Here is a 19081-nt window from a genome sequence, read left to right as displayed (position 1 = left end):
AGACACATTTTTGTAAACAGTTTTGTTTCTTTAATCAGTATTTACCTTACAAAGTGTCTAGAGAGGAGGGTGCTGAAAAAAGCCTGCCAGGAGCTGTTATTTCCTGGCTGAGGCCCAGCTGATGCCTCACAACCGGTTCATTAAACTTTGACATTGAATGGCTTGCGACATAAAAAAACCCGGCCACTGACGGGCCGGGCTCACGGGTTACTGGTGTCTTAGAGCTCGTCTTCGCGGCGGATGGGGAAGGCGCTGATCACACTGTCGCGTTCAGCAATGTTGATTACCTTGACCCCCTGGGCGTTGCGTCCGGTGACCCGGACCTCTTCGACGCGGGTGCGGATCACAGTCCCTTTCTCCGTCAGGACCATCAGTTCCTCGTTGCCCGCAACGCGGGCCAGGGTGACCAGCTTGCCAGTCTTTTCCGTCACGTCCAGCGTGATGACTCCCATACCGCCGCGCCCTTTGGCCGGGTAGTCGCCCACCGGGGTGCGTTTGCCCAGGCCGCATTCACTGACGGCCAGCAGCTCGCTGGCTTCGTCGCCGCCGGGAACCAGTGCCATGCTGACGACCGCGTCATCCTCGCCTTCGCGCAGGCGGATGCCGATGACGCCCTGAGTGGCACGGCCGGTGGCGCGCACCTCATCGCTTTCGAAGCGCATGGCCTTACCGTTGCGGGTGGCCAGGACCACGTGATCAATGTCGTTGACAATGCCAACTCCGATCAGCTCGTCACCGGGCTGCAGGTTGATGGCGATCAGGCCCGCAGATGTGATGTTGCCGTACTCGGTAATCAGCGTCTTTTTCACCACGCCCTTGCGGGTGGCAAAGATGAAGCAGCCGGGCTCATCAAAGCCTCCCACACTCAGCACGCTGGCGATGTTCTCGTCCTCACGCAGGCTGGGCAGCAGGTTGCGGATGTGCGTGCCTTTGGCGTCACGGCCGGCTTCAGGCAGATCATAGATTTTCTCGTGGAACACGCGGCCCTGGTCCGTAAAGAACAGCAGGTAGTCGTGGGTTGAGCCTACGAACACCCGGGTGTTCACGTCCTCTTCGCGCAGCTTGCCACCGCTGGAGCCGCGTCCTCCACGGCCCTGGGCACGGTAGGCGTCCAGCTTGGTGCGCTTGAGGTAACCGGCCTTGGTCATGGTGATGACCATGTCCTCGACGGCAATTAGGTCTTCTTTCCCGATGTCCTCTTCGAGTTCCGTGATGGTGCTGCGGCGCTCGTCACCGTAGTTGTCGCGGATGGCACGGATTTCCTTCTTGATTTCGCGCCACAGCAGCTTCTCGTCGCCCAGAATCGAACGCAGGTACTCGATGGTTTTCTGCAACTCGTCGAATTCGGCCTGGAGCTTCTCGCGCTCCAGCCCAACGAGGCGCTGCAGACGCATGTCCAGGATGGCCTGGGACTGAATCTCGGTCAGCCCGAAGCGGACCATCAGGGCGTCACGCGCCTCGGCCCCGGTGTTGCTCCCACGGATCAGGCTGATGACTTCGTCGATATGATCAAGCGCCTTGAGCAGACCTTCCAGGACGTGGGCGCGTTCCTCGGCCTTACGCAGGTCATAACGTGTACGCCGGGTCACCACATCTGCACGGTGATCCAGGAAATACTGCATGGTGTTCAGCAACGGCAACACCCGTGGTTCGCCGCCCACGATGCTGAGGTTGATCACCGTGTAGGTGGTCTGCAGCTGGGTGTACTTGTACAGCTGGTTCAGCACCAGCGTGGGAATCGCGCCGCGCTTGAGCTCGACCACGATCCGCACCGGGTCCTTGCGGTCGGACTCGTCACGCAGAGCGCTGATATCTGGAATTTTGCCCGCCTTATACATCGCACTGATGGTCTGGATCAGGTTGGTCTTGTTCACCTGATACGGGATCTCGCTGATGATGATCTGGTTGCGCCCGTTCTTCTCTTCGATGCGGGCCTTACCCCGCACCTTCAGGCCGGAGTGTCCAGTGGCGTAGGCTTCACGAATCCCGGTTTTAGTGATGCGGCCCCCAGTGGGGAAGTCGGGACCCGTGACGTGCTCCATCAACCCGTCGAGCGTCAGGTTCGGGTCGTCGATCATGGCCAGCAGACCGTTGCAGATCTCCGTGAGGTTGTGCGGCGGAATGTTCGTGGCCATGCCCACCGCAATCCCGGTAGCGCCGTTGATCAGCAGGTTCGGCACGGCAGCCGGCAGCACGCTGGGTTCTTCGGTGGTTTCGTCGTAATTGGGCTTGAGGTCCACCGTTTCTTTTTCAAGGTCGGCGATCAGTTCCTCGGCCACCTTGGTCATGCGCGCTTCGGTATATCGCATGGCCGCGGGCGGGTCGCCGTCGATGGACCCGAAGTTGCCCTGGGGGTGGACCATCGGGTAACGCATGTTCCACCACTGGGCCAGGCGGACCATGGCGTCATAAATAGAAGAGTCCCCGTGCGGGTGGTACTTCTTCATAACCTCACCCACAACCGACGCCGACTTGGCGTGCTTTTGGTTGCTGTAGAGGCCTTCAAGGAGCATGGCGTACATGATTCGCCGCTGCACGGGTTTAAGACCGTCGCGCACGTCAGGCAGCGCGCGGTCCACGATCACGTTCATGGCGTAGTTGATGAAGTTGGTCTTGACTTCGCTGGTGATGTCAACGGGATGAATTCCAGTCATGGGGCTCCAGTCTGTGGGCTCGGCGGGCGGGAGAGCCGTGCCGAGGAAGGGGTGAGTCCGGCCCGGGTTTCAGGCCGTGAAGTGGCCCCAGTATACCACATATTATGTTATGGGCGTAATTCCTTGGGCGTGCCTCAACCCTCTTATTCTACCCGAAATTGCTGCCATATACAGCAAATAGGGAGCTGCCGGCTGTGCTGCGGCCTCGGAACACGGCACGCCGATGCACAGTTTGCAGACTTCCGCACAATTACAGCAGGAGTGTAAGAAATAGGTCTGTTTCAGGCACATATCATGAGGGCCGATGCTGCAACACCTTACCCAACTTGTATCCGATGTGGACGGCGCCTGGGCCGCTGCCATCGGTGGACTCGACGGCCTGCTGGTCGAAGGGCACGCTTCTACCAACGACGACCTCAACCTGCTGGTGGCCGAACACGCTGGGCTGTTACGTTCGGCGTCCGGGGCTTATACCCAGTCCCTTAACGGGGGAGAAGCGCGCGAACTGTATCTGCGCGGCGAGCGCCTCAGCGTATATCTGCATCCCATCAACCCCCAGTTTTTTCTGCTTCTTGCTCTTGACGCCCGCAGCAACCTGGGTCAGGCGCGGCTGTATGGCCGTTCGACCGCCCGCAACCTGGAGAGCCTCCTGTGAAAATTGACGCCCTGAGGAATTTGCCCGGCGTAGTCGCCAGTGCCCTGGTCAGCCCCGACGGTCTGCCGCTGGACTCCTATGGTGAAGGAGCCGACGTTCTGGCGGCCGAACTTGCCTCCCTGCGCGCAAGCCTGGACCGAACCAGCCGCCGCCTGGGCGCGGGAGACGTGACCCGCATTGGTTTTACCACCGAGCGCATTGAGGTGGTTGCTGTCACCAGTGGGGATTACATCGTAGGAGCAGTCATGCTGCGGGGCAGTGACACCCGCTCTATCCAGCAGGCCCTGGCCAGGCTGGCACTCGACCTGCGTGACCTGCCCCGGATGGAGCGCGCATGATCGGCCCGCTGCTGGAGGTGCGTGGTATCCGTCACGCCGCCCTGCTGGACGCTGATGGCCATGTTGTGACCAGCGCTGGAATCGGCGCAGATCAGGCAGCGCAGCTGGGTGTGCTGGTGGCCTCTGCCCGCGCCGTGATTGCCAGTCTGCGCAGTGCAACCGGTGCGTCTGCCTGGACCGAGCTGATGCTCGATGTTGCAGGAGGGCCCCTCCTGCTGACCCCTCACGGCGACCAGGTTCTGCTGGCGGCTTTCGACGACGTGTCCAGCCTGGGCCGCGTGCGCTTCGCTGTGCGCCGGCTTCTCGGCAAAGCCTGATTCTGGCCTGCTGACGGGCGGCGTTGCATTCGTCCCGCCCCTGTGGCGCTAGCGTAGACGCATGCTAGTCCGCCCCCGCCGCCTGCGCCGAACCCCCGCCCTGCGTGCCATGACGCGCGAGGTTCATCTCAGCCCCGAGCACTTCATTCATCCGATTTTCGTTCACGAACGGGAAGCGGAGCATCCTATTGCCACCATGCCAGGGGTAAGCCGTCATAGCGTCCAGGGTGCTGTTGAGCAGGCCCGGATGGCGCTGTCGCTGGGGATTCCCAGTGTCATCCTGTTTGGCATTCCCGATCACAAGGATGCTCTGGGGACCCAGGCATACGCGGAAGGCGGCGTGGTGCAGCAGGCCGCGCGGGCCATCAAGGCCCAGGTGCCTCAGGTCACCGTGATCGCCGATACCTGCCTGTGCGAGTACACCGACCACGGGCACTGCGGTCCTCTGTGTGAGGTCCCAGGGCAGACCGGGGCAGATGCCTGGACGGTGGACAATGACCCCAGCCTGGAACTGCTGGCCCGCACGGCGGTGTCGCAGGCCCAGGCTGGGGCAGATGTTATTGCGCCCAGCGCCATGATGGACGGTATGGTGGCGGCCATCCGCTCCGCGCTGGACGAGGCTGGATATACGCACATTCCAGTCATGAGCTACGCCGTGAAGTACGCCAGCGCCTATTACGGCCCATTTCGTGATGCTGCCGGCAGCGCCCCGAGCGTAGGTCACCGCGGTACCTACCAGATGGACCCCGCTGGTGGTCACCGTGAAGCGCTGCGCGAAGCCCGCCTGGACGTCGAACAGGGCGCCGACACCCTGATGGTCAAACCTGCGCTGGCGTATCTGGACGTTTTGAAACTGTTGCGTGATGAATTTGATCTCCCTGTGGTGGCTTATAACGTCTCCGGCGAGTACGCCCTGATCAAGGCGGCGGCCCAGCTTGGCTTCATGGACGAGCGACGCACGGTGCTTGAAACCCTGACCAGCATGCGGCGTGCGGGCGCTGATGCGATCATTACGTACCACGCTATGGACGTTGCGCGCTGGCTCCGCGAGGCCCAGGGGTGACCTACCAGTCTGGCCCGGGCCTTGTCGTCTGGGTTCCCACGGCAGTCTGGCCAGGTCAGCTGGGCCTGTGCGGTGACGCTGATCTGGAAATACCAGACATATGGACCATGCTGGCCCGCGAGGGTGCTGGATTGCTGGCCGTCATGCCTGATGAAGAAGGCACTGAGCATTCCGGGCAGCGGACCCCTGCCGAACACGCAGGGCTGGACGTCGTGCCCGGCGTTCTTCCATCACCTGAACGCGCTGAAGATTCGAAGGCCTTTGCTTCCTTTCTTGATGAAGTGATGAACGCACTGCTTGATGGGCGGCAGGTGGTTGTGGTGAGCCGGCAGCATCAGCACCACGGTGGACTGGTCGCGGCGTGCCTGCTTATGCAGGCGGGTCTGCCTTCACATGCGGCTCTAGCGCTGGTGCGCCGAGCTGGCGGGGAACAGGCTCTGCCGGGCGAACAAGAGGAGTATGTCCAAGCATTCGAAGGCCGCGTAGGGGAGACGAAGTGCTAAGGGCAACAGCCCGCGCCGGGCAGGATAGAAACCATCAGGCTTCGCTGGCGCCACCCGGTTACGGTAAGAACCAGCGCCCAGGCTGACTGGTCTCATGCTGCATAGGCGGCTCTGGCCCTCCCTGCGGCGTCAGGCGCTTCAAGGAGGAAGGAAGCGCTGAGGTTGTTGTTTAGGGCTTTGCTGTAGGACGGATTCAGGCAGGTGCCTGCCTCGTTCTAGTCTGGGAATCGCCGCCAGCATGACGACACTGAGAAAAATCATCGGCACACCGTTCCCAGAATGCTGAACCCGTCCCAACATCCCGCGCACATAAAAGTCTCCAGCGGCCATCCGGCCGCTGGAGACTTTTAAAGTTGGTTTACAACAAACTTCAGGACTGTTGGAACATGATGGCCCGTTTGACTTCCTCGATCAGGGTAGTAATCGGAATGTCGCGGGGGCAGGCTTCAGTGCAGTTGTAGGCCGTGCGGCAGCGCCAGACGCCAGTGTTCTGGTTCATGATGTTCAGTCGCTGGTGGGTGGCTTCGTCACGGCTGTCGAAAATGAAGCGGTGCGCCTGGACGATAGCAGCCGGGCCCAGGTACGCGCCGTTGACCCAGAAGATGGGGCAGCTGGTCGTGCAGCAGGCGCACAGGATGCAGTTGCTGGAGTGCTCCATGCGCTCGGCATCGAGTTCGCTCTGGTAACGCTCTCCGGCAGGGGCCGGCGACTCGTTGATGAAGTACGGCATGATCGCCTTGTACGAGTCGAAAAACGGTTCCATGTCGACCAGCAGGTCGCGCTCGACCTTCAGGCCGCGAATGGGCTCCACCGTGATGGTGCCGCCATCCTTGGCGACGTCACGTACCAGCGTCTTGCAGGCCAGGCGATTGCGTCCGTTGATCAGCATGGCGTCTGATCCGCAGATACCGTGCTGACACGAGCGGCGGAACGTCAGGCTGGGTTCCTTGTACCACTTGATGTCGTTGAGGACATCCACCACTCGGTCACTGGGCTGAGCCTGAACCTGATAGGTGTCCCAGTGGGCTTTCTTGTCGGTTTCGGGGTTGAAGCGCAGAATCTTGACATTCAGATTCACCATCTGCACCGGTGCGGCGACAGGGGCGGCGCTTTGAGCATGGGTCTGGGTCATGAAGCGTCCTTTCTGGAAAGACCGGATGACAACGGATCTTTCTTAGTACACGCGGGGTTTGGGTTCAAAGGCACGCGTGAAGCCCTTGAGCGCCACATCCTTGTACCCGATGACGACGTTGCCGTCGTTGTTCAGGTCCTTGTAGGCCATGGTGTGCTTGAGCCAGTTGGCGTCGTCACGCTCGCGGAAATCCTCGCGGTCGTGTGCGCCACGCGACTCGGTGCGGTTAAGCGCACTGCTGGTCATGGCCTCAGCACAGTCAAGCATGAAGCCCAGTTCCATAGCTTCGATCAGCTCACTGTTGTAGCGGCGGCTGGGATCAGAGACGCCCACGTTCTTGTAGCGCGCCTTGAGCTCCTGAATGATGCCCACCTGGCGCTCCATATCCGGGCCGTTGCGGAAGATGCCGACGTTGTTCATCATCGACTCCTGCAGCTCCTTGCGGATGGTGGCGGCGTTGTCGCTGCCTTTCGAGCGACGCAGCGCTTCGAACATCTCCTGGCTCTCACGCTCGGGGTTTTCAGGCAGCTCAGCGTATTCGACCTGACGGGCATACTGCGCGGCGTAAGTCCCGGCCCGGCGGCCGAACACGATCAGGTCGCCCAGGCTGTTGGTTCCCAGGCGATTGGCCCCGTGCAGCGAGACGCAGGCCTGCTCGCCGGCCGCGTACAGACCTTCCACGGAGCCGCCCATGCCGTCACTCAGGCACAGCCCGTTGAGGTCAGTGGGAATACCACCCATGGCGTAGTGGGCCGTGGGCTGGATGGCCACCAGATCCTTGACCGGGTCCTGGCCCAGGTAGGTGCGCGCCAGGTCGGTGATTTCGGCCAGCTTGCCTTCAATGACCTCGCGCGGCAGGTGCGTCAGGTCAATGTGGACAGCGTCCTTGTCCAGACCCACACCACGGCCCTCGCGGATTTCAGTGACGATGCTGCGCGAAACGATGTCACGCGGCGCCAGGTCCTTGATGGTCGGAGCGTAGCGCTCCATGAAGCGCTCACCGTTGCTGTTGCGAAGGATGCCGCCCTCACCACGAATACCTTCGGTGACCAGGATGCCCAGCTTGGCCAGACCGGTCGGGTGGAACTGGTAGAACTCCATGTCTTCCAGCGGCAGGCCCTTGCGGTAATAGATGCTCATCAGGTCGCCGGTCAGGGTCAGCGCATTGGAGGTGATCTTGAAGACCTTACCGTACCCGCCCGCCGCCAGAATTACGGCCTTGGCGTGGAAGGTGTGCAGTTCGCCGCTGGCGAGATCGTAGGCCACGACGCCGCGGCAGCGGCCATTCTCGATCAGCAGGTCGGTGACGTGGTACTCGTTGTAGAAGGTGGTCCCGGACTTGACGTTCTGTTGGTACAGCGTCTGCAGGATCATATGACCCGTGCGGTCCTTTGCGTAGCAGCTGCGCTCCACGGCGGCCTTCCCGAAATCACGGGTGTGCCCCCCGAATTTGCGCTGTGCAATCTTGCCCTCAGGCGTGCGGGAGAAGGGTAGCCCCATGTGTTCGAGCTCGTACACGGCGTCAATGATGTCCTTGGCGAACACTTCGGCGGCGTCCTGATCGGTCAGGTAGTCGCCGCCCTTGACGGTATCGAACATGTGCCATTCCCAGTGGTCCTCGGCTACGTTGCCGAGCGCCGCACCGATGCCCCCCTGGGCAGCTCCGGTGTGTGAACGGGTGGGGTAGAGCTTGCTGATGCACGCCACAGACACATTGCCCTTGGCGGCGTACAGGGCGGCCATCAGGCCGGCGCCGCCTGCCCCGACCACCAGAACGTCATAACGATGATGCATATTCAAAGTCCTTTGGGAAAACGCCGTGCGTCAAATGGAGATCAGGCCGATCGTGCCAAAGGCAAATACCAGCGCGATCACCGTGTAGAAAATGCTCTTGACCCAGGCCCGGTTGGGCCGCGAACGGATGTAGTCCTCAATCGAATACCGTGCTCCGTTCGCACCGTGCAGCAGGGACAGAAACAGAATCATCCAGTCGTAGAACTTCCAGGCAGGGTTGCTGAGCTTGGCGACCACCGCGTCGAAGGTGGCATCGGATTCACTGACCTGAATAAAGGTCATGTAGATGTGCCCGAGCACCAGGAAAACCAGGATCAACCCGCTGATACGCATGAAGATCCACCAGTTCAGCTCAGCATTGTTGTGCGATTGCTGCCGGGCATCGGTGAAGGTCCGCGCGCGGATCATCAGTAGCCTCCCATTAGTCGCGGGTACAGACGGTACGCGGAGTACGCCGTCGCCAGCAGGGTGATGGCCAGCACCGCGTAGAACATCTGCCGCTGGTAGGCGACGCCCGCTCCCGTAAAGTCCATCACGATGATGCGCAGGCCGTTAAAAGCGTGGTACACCACTCCTGCGACAATAAAGATCAGACCCACGCGGAAGACCGGCAGGTCATAGGTGTGGTGGATTGCCATATAAAACCGCTCGCCGAAAATGTGCGACCCGATGCTGAATACATGCAACAGCAGGTAAGCCAGAATCGCCAGCCCCGACAGGCGGTGAAGCAGGAACGCCCACTGCCCCTCTCTTCCTCGGTACATTCCAAAGTCCTCCTGAACGTCTCATTCCCGTCACGCCGCCCCATACGGGTTGACCGACGCGTTACCGTGTGGGTGAGTGTTCACGCCACCTTTTCAGACTTCTTAAGAATAACACCCTTGATGATCTGCCGGCTTTGTACCAACTCTGTTCATCTGTGTTACTCGAAGGGGCAGCATACGCCCAAGCGGGCAATTGCGCCACAGGCAGGTGTCCTTTCCGTTCCCCTTCTCAGGACCGGGAGCGCTAGTTTAAAGGCATGACCCGTCCGCATGACCGAGACCCCCTTTTGGAAGCCGAATACATACGGAGACTGGCGCTAGGAATTCTGAGCACCCTGGAGCATAAGGGTCTGCTCAGTACCACCGAAGTGAACGCCATTCTGCGGGCTGCGCAACAGGCGGCTGTTGCAGCGACTCCGGCTCAGGCATCGGCTCCGGGGGGAGCCCCACAGCCTCCAGCGATTCTGGGCACGAAATGGGTCAAACCTGGGCAGCCTTATCAACCCATCGACGAAAGCACGCCTATCGTGCCGCCGAAAGTCCCTCAGACCGACGCTGGTTCAGCTGTACAGATGTCACCATTGGCAGTTCAGGAATCCATCTCACAGCCTTCAGCCGACGACGCCGGTGACAAGACACCTGTCCCAGTGTTTGATATCAAAATGGATTGACGAGTATATAAGAAGCGCATCGGGTATGTCTTATCCCCGATGCGCTTAATTTTTTGAGGTGTTATTCCAAAATAGATAGGTAGCTACTGCTCTGGCCCGTGTACTCTGAAGTCAGTACACTGAGGCCGCCGTTCTCCATCGTAACGGCACCTGAGATATCGCCAGTGAGCCTAATCTTGGTTGCGGAAAGAGCTGATGTGTCGACTTTGACAATTCCGTTGTAGTTCCGGGCCCAGAGTATGTGCGAAGTGCCTTTGTCGAAACCGATAAGCTGCTGACCGCCATCAAGGGTAAGGCTGGTAAATGTCGTGACGCTGCCATCAGCATTGAGTCGCTTCAAATGGTTGTAGTCCGTCATCCAGATGGTACCTACCTTGTCGATAGCAAAGCTGTCGGTGGCACCTAGATCAAGTGTACTCATAGTGCTGTCGGTGGCATTGATCTTGACGACTTTGTTCGCGCTGCCTGAATAGGACGGGACGAAAAGTAGGGTTGCGCCGTCGGGGCTAACAACGAACTTCCCACTCTGGGAGTATCCATAGTTTGTCGCCGTGTCCACTTGAACGACGGTGCTGGTGGCTGGGTCCCAGTGGGCCAGAGCGGTGGTCATGCCGCCGATGCCTGTGTAGGCCCGCTGAACGAACCAGATTCGCCCCTTAACGTCCGGAAAACCAGCGACTGTATCGTTACTGGTGAACGGGTGTGTGGTGGCGGTGGCGTTACCGGCGGAACTGATGGAGAAAGCTTGAGTACCGCTGTAATAACCTATAGCCAACACGCTGCCGTCTGTTTTTGGCAGCAGTCGTGGCGAAGACATGTCCGTCAGGATTGCGCTTGCGGACAGCTTGCCGGCAACGTACCGGCTCACAGTGGTATCTGTCTTGTTTGTGCTTTGGTTGTACGTGCTTCCTGTAACCAGCCACACACCACTACCGGAAGGCGTCAGGCTGGAGGCAGAGCTTCCAATCAGAACGCGCTTAGGCATGATGCTCAGCTGGAACGACACATTGTGACTATTCGTTGCGAGATCAGGAGTAGTTACCTTGACAGTGTATGTCCCGAGATTCGCACTCGCAGCAGCCGTGACCGGTATCTTGACGGTGGTACTGGTCGTGGGGGTGACCTTTGCGGTAACAGGCATAGCAGTGACGCCGGCAGGAAGGTCTGTAAGGGTTAAAGTGGTTGTCCCATCAAACCCGTGCACGCTGGAAACGTTAACCGAAATGCTTGCCTCACCCTCGCGGGAAATGTCGGCGGCGTAGGTACCCACGCTGACGTTAACGCTGGGCTCTGGGATAACCAAGTCCACCTTCGTTGATGCGCTCCGGCCCCCCCCATTAGCCGTTAGGGTAATCGGGTAAGTGCCAGGCGCTGCAGAAGCATTACTTGTCAGCGTGAGTTCGGTGTAGGCAGAGCCAGAAAGTTTCACAGTGGTGGGGGTGACAGTAACTCCAGCTGGAAGTCCTGTGGCACTTAATGTGACCTCGCCTGTGAAGTTCTGTGTTGCATTTAACGTGACTGGAAATTTTAGGGAGTTGCTTCGAGGAAGCAGAAGGTTATAACCGGACGCGTAAAGCGTAAAGCCAGGACGAGTGACTTCAAGCCTACCTTCTCCACTACCAACCTGCTTATTTGCCCCATCTTTAACGATTATGTTAAACGGTGAAGTCAGGTTATCGTTGCCGCTGTACTTGAAAGTGAGCTTGGTTGTGACCTGCTGAGGTTTCAGGCCCGACCTGCTATGCCGCTCCAAGGTGACCTCATCCGGTACCGCCTGACCCTGCAAGGTTGGCGGGCTGGGTAATGTAATGGTGGCAGGTTCTACGGATAGTCCAGGGATATCTGTAGAAAGGTGAACAGTACCGGTGTAACCACCAACTTGGACGATATCGGCATTGATAGTGACTGGACTGTCTGTCGTGAACTGCACTGTCTCGGACTCGAGCAATACCGCAACACCTGGAGCCGCGCTTTCGAATGCCATCTGAATGCGGTCATCCGCACTGGCGTTGCGAAGGTCCAGCGTGTTTCCGTTCACAGTGGATACTAATGCGTTCCAGCCTTTCGAAACGGAGATCTCCACGGATTCCTTGAAAGAACTGCCATCCGCCAGCTTGTGTGTGCAGCTTCCCGTGAAGGTGAAAGCACGGTCTGAGTAAAGTCGCACGATGATCGGGCTTGATTTGGTGGCGTCCGCCCCGGCAATAACCTTCTCAACTACAGTGCCCAGAAGATCCCCCTGCACGCCGTAGACGTTAATACTAGAGTTGTACAACGTACGAGCTGCGGGCTCACTGTTTGCGCCGGTGCAACCTTCTGTATAGAGGTTGCCCCTTAGGTCCTCAGCAGTGGGAACCAGAGCACTCAGGTCAAAATTCATAGCGTTATTTTTTAATTGGATCTTTCCAAAGAACACGCTGCGGGGGCTGCCGATGTAGGCGCTGCCCAATGCAAGATCGGTGCCCGTAATGAGGCCGGTCATCATGGACGCGTTGAGCGCGGTTCCGGCCAATTGCTGATAGGCCAGTGTGACAGTCTTGTCCGCATTCAAAGTAACGGTTTGCGTGGAAGGAGTAGTGTAATTGTTGACTGCTCCCCCTTCGACGCTAAGGACACTCCCCGCTTTGAGGCCATTGAAAGTCTTGCTGCCCGCGAGCGTGTCGTTGAAGACTGTGGCACCAGTCGAAGTATTGATAACTTTGACGGGGGCACTGGCAGCGCCCGAGAGCGTAACAGTGAGCGAGTGGGTCATCTCCGTGGGCGGCGTGGGGCCAGGACATGCAGTAAGAAGAACGGTCAGACCCAGCATTGAGGCAGAAAGAGGCAGTTTCTTCATAAATCCTCAGCATTCTAATTTCCCATGTTTAACGATGCGAGCGAATATGACCACCGTGGCAACAGGGGTCTACGACCACCCGTCTACACGTCCCGCTTCCGGCCTGAATTCATACGCCTACACTGCCGTCATGTTCGACGTGCCAATACAGAACAAGGAAGCCCAAGCGGGCCTTCTTCTTCGCTGGGGGCGTTGAGCGCTGACCCCGCGTTCTGCACGTGCCCCCGAAGCCCAGAGGTTTCGGGGGCGCTTTCCTGAACGCCCCGCTCGCCAAATAAAGGAAGGTCACCAGTATGGGAATGACGATTGCAGAAAAAATCCTGGCAGCTCACAGCGGGCACGATCAGGTTGTTCCTGGACAGCTGATCGAATGTGCCACCGACTGGGTGCTGTGCCACGAGATCACCACGCCCGCTGCACTCCGGATGCTCGAGGAACGCGGTATGGATCAGGTCTTCAACCCGGACCAGATCGTGGCCGTGCCCGACCACAGCGTGCCTGCCATGAACATCAAGGCCGCCAAGATGTACCAGAAGCTCAAGTCCTGGGTCCAGGAAAAAGGCATCAAGCACTTCTATGATGTGGGGCGCGGCGGAATCGCTCACGTGGTGCTGGAAAACACGGGCCTTGTTCGCCCTGGCCAGACCCTGGTCAGTGGTGACAGCCACACCTGCAATGCGGGGGCCCTGGGCATGTTCGCTACCGGGGTCGGCAGCACCGACCTGGCAGGAGCCATCTACGCCGGCAAGGTCTGGTTCAAGGTGCCTGAGACCATGCTGATCCGGGTCAGCGGTCAGACTCAGCCCGGAGTCACGCCCAAGGACATCGTCCTCGAAGTGATCAAGCGCATCGGAGCGGACGGCGCGAACTACCTGGTCATGGAATGGGTCGGGGACTACATCGACCAGCTGGATATGGAAGGGCGCTTTACCCTGACCAACATGGCCATTGAGGCCGGTGGGAAGACCGGAATCGTCGCCGTGGATGACACCACCCGCGCCTACCTGCAGCAGCGGGGAGTGCAGCCCGGAGAGTACACCGAGTACGTGAGTGACGCGGACGCACAGTACAAGGTCGTTATTGACGTGGACGCTTCCGCGGTCGAGCCCACCGTGGCCTACCCACACATTCCCAGCAATGGCCGGGTGGCAGGCACTGACCGGATCGCTGTAACTCACGCCTATGTCGGGAGCTGCACCAACGGCCGGATTGGTGACCTGCGTGAAGTAGCCCGGATTCTCAAGGGACGCAAGGTCGCCGACGGCGTGCAGATGATCGTGGTTCCCGCTACCCAGGCCATCTGGAAGCAGGCCGCGCAGGAAGGCCTCATGGAAATCTTCGTGGATGCCGGGGCCAGCGTGAGCTACCCCAGCTGCGGCGCCTGCCTGGGCATGCACAGCGGGGTTCTGGGGCCGGACGACGTATGCATCTCCAGCTCGAACCGCAATTTCGTGGGTCGCATGGGAGACCCCACGGCGCAGATCTATCTCGCCAGCCCCGCGACAGTGGCGGCCAGTGCGGTGGCTGGTTTCATCAGTGACCCGCGTGAGTACAACAGCGTGGCCGCCGACTGAGGCCGGTACCGTTGCGGACTCTGGGATACTGACCGTATGGGTGAAGCCAAACGCCGCAAACAACTGGGCCTGATGCCTGACGTGCACGCTTTCGAGGCGCACATGGACGCTGAAGGTACAGTGACCTTTAGCCGCGCACCTGAGGACGCCGCTCTGCGCGAACTGATCGAAGGTGCCCTGAAGGCCTCACAGCCTTACGGGGCCGCCTGGGACAGTGAGTACCGGACGTCCTATGTGATGGCCGGTCGGCCAGACCGCTTTCTGGAGACTGCCGAGGATGTGCAGAGTATTCCCGTGCCGCCTCTGCGGCGTTTCAGCGGTGATCTGGTGCTAGGAAAGACGGCGACCGAGGGCGCTGGCATGTCCTTCCAGGTTGAGGGAGGCAGCATCCGCCTGCGCGAACAGCGGCATTCTTTCGATGGTCAGCGGTGGGACAGCTTCCCGGCCCATACCGATCCACGCCGGGCACTGGAATACCTGTTGCAGCACCCGGCCCTGAACCTGCAGGGAGAACTCGTGGCCACGTTCCTGATCGAGCAGTGGGGCGAGGGGCGGATCGACGTGACTCCGGAGCCGCCCGATGACCTGCTCGAAGCGCTGGAAGGCGTGGCGCGCGAATTCCATGGAGACACGCCGGAGTTGTGGGCAAGTACGCACCACGATCTGCTCCAGCAGGACGAGGAAGGCCCGGTTCCGGTGGCGCGTCGCCTCGTGCTGGATCTGCGCCGGCCTGCGCCGCTGCACTCGCCGCTCAGCCTTGCCTTTGCTACCCACGGGAATGTCGAGTTCCATCCCAACATCGAAAAGTCGACCTTCTCGCTCGACGGTGAGCTGTGGCACCCCTACGGTGATCCGGACGCCGAGGCTCAGGAAGATGCACTTCACCCGGAGCTGGCTCAGTTCTTCGATGTGGAAACCGCCTCGGTCACGGTGCACGCCGATGGACGTGTGGAATGGGAGGACGGCGTCATTCCCGAGGAGCATGCCGAGCACCTGCGCACCGACCTGCGTGAATCTACCGGAGCAGGAAACCAGGACGCCTGGGCCGCCTGGACGGGTGAGCTGCTGCGCTCCACGTTCGACCACGAACTCGCTATTCCCCAGGACGCTGAGCTGCCGGTGCCGCAGGCCGTGCGCCTGGATATTCCTCTGGACGCCCTGAGTGATCCAGACCCGCTGGCCCAGACTTTTATGGAATCGGAAGTCACTTTCGACGGCTCGCACTGGCGCGACCTGTACGACGAGGAAGTTCCCGAAGAACTCCAGCCCTTCGCAGCTGGAAATACCACCAACTGAAATCTTTAAGGAGTCCCATGCCCAGAGTGCACGTGTTTGCCCGCGACCACATCAACACCGACGAGATCATTCCTGCGCGTCACCTGACCACCGATATAGAAGCCGAACTGGCTCCCTACGCCATGGAGGATTACGACCGCGACTTCGCCAAACGCGTTCAGCCCGGCGACATCATCGTGGCCGGGGCGGACTTCGGTTGTGGGTCCAGCCGGGAGCACGCCGTATGGGCGCTGCGCGGCGCAGGTGTGGGCGCGGTCATCGCCCCGAACTTCGCAAGAATCTATTACCGCAACTCCATCAACAACGGCTTTCTGGCGCTGGAATGCGACGGTATCGTGGAGGCCTTTCAGGACGGTGACGAGGCCAACCTCGACCTGAAAGGTGGGACCATTACCAACCTGCGCACCGGGCAGACCCTGACCTTCGTTCCGGTGCCACAGTTTGCCCTGGACGTGCAGAAAGCCGGTGGCTGGCTGGAGTACATGCGCGCCCAGGTTCCTGCGGAGGCCGATGACTCCTCCTCGGCTCAACCCCACCCCGGAAAGGAGAATGCCCATGCCTAAGATCGTGACCTTGCCCGGAGACGGAATTGGCCCTGAAGTGACCAGCGCGGCAGTAGAAGTCCTGCGTGAGGTGGCTCCAGATATCACTATTGAGGAGCACGCCATTGGCGGCGGCGCCTACGACGCATACGGCGATCCGTTACCGCAGCGGACCCGCGACGCCTTGCAGGACGCAGACGCTGTGCTGCTGGGCACTGTAGGCGGGGCACACACCAGCCCCTGGAACAACCTGCCCCGTCATCTGCGCCCCGAGTCCGGTTTGCTGGCCCTGCGTAAGGCGCTGGGCTGTTATGCCAACCTGCGCCCAGTCCGGGTTCAGCCGGGACTGGAGCACCTGAGCCCGCTCAAGCCTGAGCTGGCCCGTGGCGTGGACATTCTGATCGTGCGGGAACTCCTGGGAGGCATTTACTTCGACGGAGACCGCAAGATTGAAGGCGACACTGCCTACAACACCATGCGCTACACCACCGCCGAGGTAGAGCGCGTGGCCAAGGTGGCCTTCTGGGCAGCTGAGCAGCGCAAGGGACGGGTCACCAGCGTGGATAAGGCCAACGTGCTGGAAGTTTCGGAGCTGTGGCGCCGTGACGTCCAGGCCCTGCGTGACCGCGAGTACCGCAGCATTCACCTGAACCATGAATACGTGGACAGCGTGGCCATGCTGATTGTTTCTGATCCGGCCCGCTACGATGTGATCGTCACGGAAAACCTGTTCGGAGACATCCTGTCGGACCTTGCAGCTGTCATTCCCGGCAGCCTCGGCCTGATGCCCAGTGCTTCGCTGGGTGATGGACCAGGGCTGTTCGAGCCGATTCACGGCAGTGCTCCTGACATCGCTGGCCAGGGCATCGCCAATCCGGCAGCGGCCATTATGAGTGTGGGCATGATGCTGCGGCACAGCCTGCAGCGCAGCGACGCCGCGAACGTCGTGGACCGGGCGGTAGCTCTGGCCCTGCGCGAGCATCCGACCCGTGACCTGGGTGGCCGAGCCGATACCCGCACCTTTACGCGGGCCGTGCTGGAGGCCATGGGCACACCTGCAGTAGGCTGAACTGCTGACGGTAGTGGGCGGATTCTATGGCGGAATCCGCCCTTCTTATCACCGAGTCAAGCGTGCTGCTGCTCGGCTCCTCATTGCCTTTGCGCGTCGGTGCGCCATGCTGTTGATATGTCGACTCCTGCAGTAACCTTCCGCGGTCCAAGTCGCATTCCCTATCCCGGAGGCTGTGTGCTTGAGCCGGGCCCCTATGCACTCGACTACCTCCTGAGATGGACAGCCGACGTGACCATCAATGGACAGCTGCATGCAGATGTGCCGGTGTTTCCACTGATCCGCCAACTGCTTTCTGACCCCGCCTTGTACAGCCTGTCGCCCGGGCAGGCTCAGGAAGCGCGTGACCTGTACCTGCGGCTGGCTGGCGAGGCTCTCAGACAGGAGGGTGGGAACCCGGCATGGCTGGAGCGCGAGTTCGAACGCTGAGCGTTCCCGACCTGTTGCCTGAACAACTGGGGGAGACCCTGCACGCCCGGGTCGCCCGCACGCTTCGTCTGGCGGTCACCCAGGGCTACTGGCCGGAAGGCAGCCGTCTGCCTGGCCACCGCGTGTTGGCAGCGCAGCTTGGCGTGTCACGCAACACCCTGGTGGACGCCCTGGAACAGCTGCAGACGGAAGGTTACGTCACGGCCCAGGGGCGCAGCGGAACGCGGGTAAGCGCACCCTTGCAGTCTGCTGGTCCGGAACCACACAGTGCTCCACTGCCCCTGAGTGCCTGGGCCGCACGGGCCCTGGCGGGTCAGGAGCAGGACGTGGGAGGCGACTTCGCGGTGGACTTCCGGGTGGGTCAACCGGTCCCCGAGCTGTATCCGGAAGCTGCCTGGATGCAGGCGCTGGCCCGTCGTGCCGGGCGCAGCAGCGCCGAATCACACGTGTTGCGCGATCCCCTGGGCCCACTGGAAACGCGCCGTGCGCTGGCGGCCTATCTGAATGCCGAGCGGGGTGCGCGGGTGACCCCCGGCATGGTCATGCTGACTGGAGGTACCCAGTCAGCCCTGGACGCCCTGGCCCGGGTGTTCCTGGAGCCGGGCCGGACTGCCGCTATCGAGGCGCCGACCTATCCCGGTGCCTGGGCAGCTCTGGCGGCAACGGGCGCCCAGGTCGTGGATGTGCCGGTGGACCCCCTGGGGCTGGATCCCGCCGCGTTGCCTGAACGGGCCACGCTGCTCTACATCACCCCCGGGTGCCAGTACCCCACCACCGTGACCCTTCCGTTTGCCCGCCAGCGGGCGCTGATCGACTGGGCTGAGCACAGCGGTGCATTTATTCTGGAAGACGACTACGCTGCTGATCTGCACCACACAGGCCGCCCGCCTGCCGTGATGCAGGGGCTTGCACCGCACCGGGTGCTCCTGCTGGGCAGCTTCAGCAAGAGTCTGGCACCGGTGACCCGAAGTGGTTTTCTGGTGGCGCCGGAATCTGTGACACGTGTGCTGGCAGGCACGCGTCCTCTAACTGACCGCGTGCCAGGAGTACTTGACGCGCTGGCCCTGGGAGACATCCTTGCTTCTGGCGCCTACGGGCGTCACCTGCGCCGGGCCCGGCAGACGTTGCGTCACCGGCATGAGGTGCTTATCGATGCCCTTGGCGCGGCGTTACCTGAGTGGCACGCCACCCCTGCTCGTGCCGGACTCCATGTGTATGTCAGTCTGCCGGGTAAAATGACATCTGCTGAGGCAGTGGCTTATGCCGCGGGTCGGGGCGTCGCACTGTCACCTGCAGGGACTACCGTCCGCTCGCACGCCGTGCTTATGGCCTTCGGACATCTTGAGCCTCATCTGATCAGAGAGGGGGTGGCTCGCCTGCTATGAAAGCCTGGGCGGCTGAACAAAGTGCCTTGTCTTTCGCTCCGGATTGTGCCTTACGGTAC

General features: G+C 60.8%; 17 protein-coding genes and 1 pseudogene. 12 read left to right on the top strand and 6 right to left on the bottom strand.

What is annotated here, in order from left to right:
• Window positions 1–218: 218 nt before the first annotated feature.
• On the bottom strand, window positions 219–2654 hold the full coding sequence (gene gyrA / locus DEIDE_RS07230) for a DNA gyrase subunit A (RefSeq protein WP_012693294.1): 2436 nt from the start codon (window positions 2652–2654) through the stop codon (window positions 219–221).
• A gap of 304 nt (window positions 2655–2958) precedes the next feature.
• Here gyrA and DEIDE_RS07225 point away from each other — a divergent pair, with 304 nt between their 5' ends.
• The 5 genes from DEIDE_RS07225 (at window position 2959) to DEIDE_RS17980 (ending at window position 5530) form a co-directional block, all read left to right on the top strand.
• On the top strand, window positions 2959–3309 hold the full coding sequence (locus tag DEIDE_RS07225; RefSeq protein WP_012693293.1) for a roadblock/LC7 domain-containing protein: 351 nt from the start codon (window positions 2959–2961) through the stop codon (window positions 3307–3309).
• Complete coding sequence (locus tag DEIDE_RS07220) at window positions 3306–3647, top strand: roadblock/LC7 domain-containing protein (RefSeq protein ID WP_012693292.1); 342 nt, start codon at window positions 3306–3308, stop codon at window positions 3645–3647. Before DEIDE_RS07225 ends, DEIDE_RS07220 begins: the two co-directional genes overlap by 4 nt.
• On the top strand, window positions 3644–3964 hold the full coding sequence (locus DEIDE_RS07215) for a roadblock/LC7 domain-containing protein (protein ID WP_012693291.1): 321 nt from the start codon (window positions 3644–3646) through the stop codon (window positions 3962–3964). Before DEIDE_RS07220 ends, DEIDE_RS07215 begins: the two co-directional genes overlap by 4 nt.
• Before the next feature lie 61 nt (window positions 3965–4025).
• Window positions 4026–5027: a porphobilinogen synthase gene (gene hemB / locus DEIDE_RS07210; RefSeq protein WP_012693290.1), complete on the top strand. Its 1002-nt coding sequence runs from the start codon at window positions 4026–4028 to the stop codon at window positions 5025–5027.
• Window positions 5024–5530 (top strand): protein-tyrosine phosphatase family protein, encoded by a 507-nt coding sequence (locus tag DEIDE_RS17980; protein WP_012693289.1) that lies wholly within the window; start codon window positions 5024–5026, stop codon window positions 5528–5530. The genes hemB and DEIDE_RS17980 overlap by 4 nt, the downstream gene beginning before the upstream one ends.
• Window positions 5531–5900: 370 nt before the next feature.
• On the opposite strand, the gene DEIDE_RS07200 is transcribed toward DEIDE_RS17980, so the two are convergent.
• From DEIDE_RS07200 to sdhC, 4 genes and pseudogenes are all read right to left on the bottom strand, one after another.
• Window positions 5901–6662, bottom strand: a complete 762-nt coding sequence (locus tag DEIDE_RS07200) for a succinate dehydrogenase iron-sulfur subunit (protein ID WP_012693288.1) — start codon at window positions 6660–6662, stop codon at window positions 5901–5903.
• A gap of 42 nt (window positions 6663–6704) precedes the next feature.
• Window positions 6705–8456 (bottom strand): succinate dehydrogenase flavoprotein subunit, encoded by a 1752-nt coding sequence (gene sdhA, locus DEIDE_RS07195; RefSeq protein ID WP_012693287.1) that lies wholly within the window; start codon window positions 8454–8456, stop codon window positions 6705–6707.
• A gap of 30 nt (window positions 8457–8486) precedes the next feature.
• Window positions 8487–8864, bottom strand: a complete 378-nt coding sequence (locus DEIDE_RS07190) for a succinate dehydrogenase hydrophobic membrane anchor subunit (RefSeq protein WP_012693286.1) — start codon at window positions 8862–8864, stop codon at window positions 8487–8489.
• Window positions 8864–9223, bottom strand: a pseudogene (sdhC, locus tag DEIDE_RS07185) (succinate dehydrogenase, cytochrome b556 subunit); the annotation flags it as partial. The gene DEIDE_RS07190 and the pseudogene sdhC, both read right to left, overlap by 1 nt.
• 254 nt (window positions 9224–9477) lie before the next feature.
• On the opposite strand from sdhC, the gene DEIDE_RS19370 reads away from it, so the two are divergent.
• Window positions 9478–9891 (top strand): hypothetical protein, encoded by a 414-nt coding sequence (locus tag DEIDE_RS19370; protein WP_012693284.1) that lies wholly within the window; start codon window positions 9478–9480, stop codon window positions 9889–9891.
• A gap of 61 nt (window positions 9892–9952) precedes the next feature.
• On the opposite strand, the gene DEIDE_RS07175 is transcribed toward DEIDE_RS19370, so the two are convergent.
• Window positions 9953–12727, bottom strand: a complete 2775-nt coding sequence (locus DEIDE_RS07175) for a hypothetical protein (RefSeq protein ID WP_012693283.1) — start codon at window positions 12725–12727, stop codon at window positions 9953–9955.
• Window positions 12728–13020: 293 nt separating this feature from the next.
• Here DEIDE_RS07175 and DEIDE_RS07170 point away from each other — a divergent pair, with 293 nt between their 5' ends.
• From DEIDE_RS07170 to DEIDE_RS07145, 6 genes are all read left to right on the top strand, one after another.
• Complete coding sequence (locus tag DEIDE_RS07170) at window positions 13021–14301, top strand: 3-isopropylmalate dehydratase large subunit (protein WP_012693282.1); 1281 nt, start codon at window positions 13021–13023, stop codon at window positions 14299–14301.
• Between the two features lie 36 nt (window positions 14302–14337).
• Window positions 14338–15597, top strand: coding sequence for a hypothetical protein (locus DEIDE_RS07165; protein WP_012693281.1), 1260 nt, complete (start codon window positions 14338–14340; stop codon window positions 15595–15597).
• 17 nt (window positions 15598–15614) lie between these two features.
• Window positions 15615–16160 carry a 3-isopropylmalate dehydratase small subunit gene (locus DEIDE_RS07160; RefSeq protein WP_012693280.1) on the top strand — a complete coding sequence of 182 codons (546 nt, stop codon included), beginning with the start codon at window positions 15615–15617 and terminating at the stop codon, window positions 16158–16160.
• Window positions 16153–17208 (top strand): 3-isopropylmalate dehydrogenase, encoded by a 1056-nt coding sequence (gene leuB / locus DEIDE_RS07155; protein ID WP_012693279.1) that lies wholly within the window; start codon window positions 16153–16155, stop codon window positions 17206–17208. The genes DEIDE_RS07160 and leuB overlap by 8 nt, the downstream gene beginning before the upstream one ends.
• Window positions 17209–17325: 117 nt before the next feature.
• Entirely contained in the window at window positions 17326–17637 is a 312-nt protein-coding gene (locus DEIDE_RS07150) for a hypothetical protein (protein ID WP_012693278.1), read from the top strand.
• On the top strand, window positions 17610–19022 hold the full coding sequence (locus DEIDE_RS07145; RefSeq protein WP_012693277.1) for an aminotransferase-like domain-containing protein: 1413 nt from the start codon (window positions 17610–17612) through the stop codon (window positions 19020–19022). The genes DEIDE_RS07150 and DEIDE_RS07145 overlap by 28 nt, the downstream gene beginning before the upstream one ends.
• Window positions 19023–19081: the final 59 nt, after the last annotated feature.

Source organism: Deinococcus deserti VCD115 (assembly GCF_000020685.1).
GTDB lineage: Bacteria > Deinococcota > Deinococci > Deinococcales > Deinococcaceae > Deinococcus > Deinococcus deserti.
This window is presented reverse-complemented; position numbering and strand designations above follow the sequence as displayed.